Origin of the sequence: Flavobacterium sp., assembly GCF_044368625.1 — a bacterium.
In the GTDB taxonomy this organism is placed as follows: domain Bacteria; phylum Bacteroidota; class Bacteroidia; order Flavobacteriales; family Flavobacteriaceae; genus Flavobacterium.
The window spans coordinates 1-3,172 of the sequence record NZ_JBIPPD010000360.1 but is presented as its reverse complement, the minus strand read 5'-3'; the positions used below and the strand labels follow the sequence as shown (position 1 = coordinate 3,172).

Here is a 3,172-nt window from a genome sequence, read left to right as displayed (position 1 = left end):
ATGAATCTAAGGTAAGAGATTATATAAAATATATAAATATAATGGCTGATGAATTTAATATATTATCATAAATAATATAATAACAATAAAGCTATTGAAAAACAATAAGATGATAAAACTTAAGTAGCTTCACTATAAAATCATGTTCATATGCAATATTCTGCTAATTAATTTATATCTCGTCGAGGGTGGATGTCCTAGTTGGGATGGGTTTTGGAATTGTGGAAACCCAGGATATGGTACATGCTATTAAAATAATGCTGGCAGTATTTGGAGTTGCAATAACCCAGATGGTAGATATGGCTAATATTATATAGGTCAAAATAGAGATACATATACTTGGTGCGATTGTCATTGGCGTGGGAACTGTTGTGGGACTACTAGTAAGTATATAGATATGGCGATGTATAGAAAATGTTCATGGTAATGTACAACATGTAATGGACAAAATAATCCGCATTAAAATTGCCAATCTTGTAGGGGCGGATGGTATTTATGGAATGGTTGGGGTCGTTGTTATACTTATTGCCCTAGTGTTTCTATTGGTGGTTCTGGATTTGGTACTAATTCGGTTGGCCAATATGTTGTTAGTTCTGATAATGAATGTAGAGTATGCGATTCTCGTTGTAATTTTTGTAATGGTCCTGCCTAAACTGATTGTTGGTCATGTAGAGCGAATTATTATTTAATTGATGATACTACCAGTACATGTACTACAAGATTTAGTACGACTGGATATGTACCTGAATATACCTGCTATTATAGTCAGTGCTATCCAATCGCAAATACTTGTCCAACTTTCTATTTTTATGTCTCTCAGTCAACAACTAATAGTGTTGAACCTTATAATACATGGTCATGGAATTCTTGTCAAACGAATGCCCATGATAATGGTTGTGTTTATTACCGTAGACTTAATAATGATGGTATTTGTTATTTTTGCAATTAGCATTGCCAGACATGTGATGGACCTGATCAAACTAATTGCCTTACTTGCAAAAGATTTAATTATATGTGGTCACAAAGACCAAATTATTGCCAATAAAGTTGTCCGATGGGAATATATACATGGAATACTGGAGATTGGCATGGATAGTATATTGACTAGGCTAATATTGTCACTTCGACTGGTGTTGGTGATAGAACATGCCATGATTGTGTTGATTAGTGTAGATGGTGTAGAAATAGTGCTACAAATTGTTTACAATGTCGTAATAATTATTTCTTAATGGATTTATATGCATAATGTCTGGCGAAATATATTACCCCAAATGATTGCGCATAATGTAGAACATCAACTTATGACATGTGTCGACATTCCTCTTATAATACGAATAGAAAATGTGTAACGTCTTGCCCTACTTACTTCTACTTCCCAGTTTACCGTACTGGATATGCGAATACAGATCAACGTAGTGTCAATTTTGCACAATATGCTTCTTTAGTGTCTGGGCCTACTGAGACCTATATAAATGGTACAGCTGCAAACAATATTGCTTCAAATACAGTTTATTACAGAAGTGGTACAAATTTATGCATGCTTTGTGATTTTCGCTGTATACACTGTACTGGGCCTAGGAATACTCAATGTACAATTTGTAGAAATGGCTATTACAAATGGACCAACAATACAGTATGTGATGATATATGTCCTATTGGCCAATATATTGCACTCGACCTTGGTTATCCTGCTAATTAAACACGATGCAACAATTGTGGTACAAATTGTTTAACATGTGAACGTTCTAGCATCAACTGTTCTACCTGCAAGGGCGCAAATTATGCTTTTTCTTCAGGAGGTATTGTAGCTTTTCTATATGCCTATAATGACAGTTACTCCTAATGCATGAATGTTTGCCCACTTTCGACTAATAATATAACAAGTATTGGGTATTATGGAAGTTTTAGAACATTAGCTTGCTACCCCTGTCCTTCTCCTTGTTCTAACTGCGATATTTCTATTATCAGGAATAATTATCCATATATTAGTTGTGGTTCAGATAGTTTCTGTAGCAATGGACTGGTGTGTACTTCTTGTCTGCTGGGCTATGTCGTTGTTGGTGGAAAATGCATAAGTTAGAATACTTGCAGAACATACTCTTATTATGAACCACCTTCAGTCTCGGCTCCTTGGAGTGAAGTAAATTGTAAATGTTTGGAGGGATATTCTTCTTCACTATATGCAACGTGCAATATCAGATGCCATATAACTTGTAAAACCTGCACCGGTACAGGAATAACAAATTGTGCTACATGCTACACTGGATATTATCTTGATAGTTCTAATCGATGCCTTCTAAACACAAATACAGGCTTAAACACATATACCTGGGTTACTGGCGATTCTTATACAAATACTCTAATTTAACCTTTATCAGTTCTAACATGTGGATCTTTTTCAACTATTTTCGGATATCAGCAAGTCAGCCCAACAACTAACAAATATTTTGGGTACACCTTCACTACTACAGGGACAAACTACTACGCCTATACAGTGAAGATTGGGTTACTCTTTGTGGACTAATATAACACCAGAGGTGCAATATACTTAGCTAGAGATACAAACACTTCAGCTCCTATTTGGACTTGGAATTACGATATTAAAAATGCTTATGGAGAACAACTTTGCGGAACTAACAAAATGGACTATGTCCTTTTCACTACTGCCCAAGTCCCTACAAGAAATTATACAACATAGACTTTTTATCTGACAACAAATTAAAATCTTCTGGAAAATAATTTAGGATATCAACTACATTGGGGATTATATGGTATTCAAGTCACTGTCTTGAAATGTCATAGTTCTTGTAATTATTGTAGTGGACCAACAGCTAATGATTGTATTGGTTGCAGTAATACTGCAGAAGTTGCAATTGGTGGTATTTGTGTCTGTGATATAAATAATGATAAATGGAAATGGGCTGATGGAATTTGCCGTTCAGGATGTCCATCTAACGATGGATGGTTTAGAGACAATTTCACAAGATCATGTGTAAAGCCGCCAACTGTATCCAACTGCACTGCTCCTTATAGATTTGGTGATTCGATGGGTACTACTGGTTATGGGTGGTGTGTATCTGAATGTCCTACCAATTACTACGCTTCTTTTAAAGCAATGAAATGTACTACTAATTGTTGGACTGGTCTTAATCAATACAAATATAATCCTTCA

General features: G+C 35.2%; 2 protein-coding genes. Both read left to right on the top strand.

Going from position 1 to position 3,172, the window contains the following annotated elements:
- Positions 1-440: 440 nt before the first annotated feature.
- Complete coding sequence (locus tag ACIQ2X_RS16560; RefSeq protein ID WP_396180109.1) at positions 441-689, top strand: hypothetical protein; 249 nt, start codon at positions 441-443, stop codon at positions 687-689.
- Positions 690-692: 3 nt separating this feature from the next.
- A complete protein-coding gene (locus ACIQ2X_RS16555; protein WP_396180108.1) occupies positions 693-1,229 on the top strand; it encodes a hypothetical protein in 537 nt (178 codons plus the stop codon).
- The last annotated feature ends 1,943 nt before the right edge of the window (positions 1,230-3,172 follow it).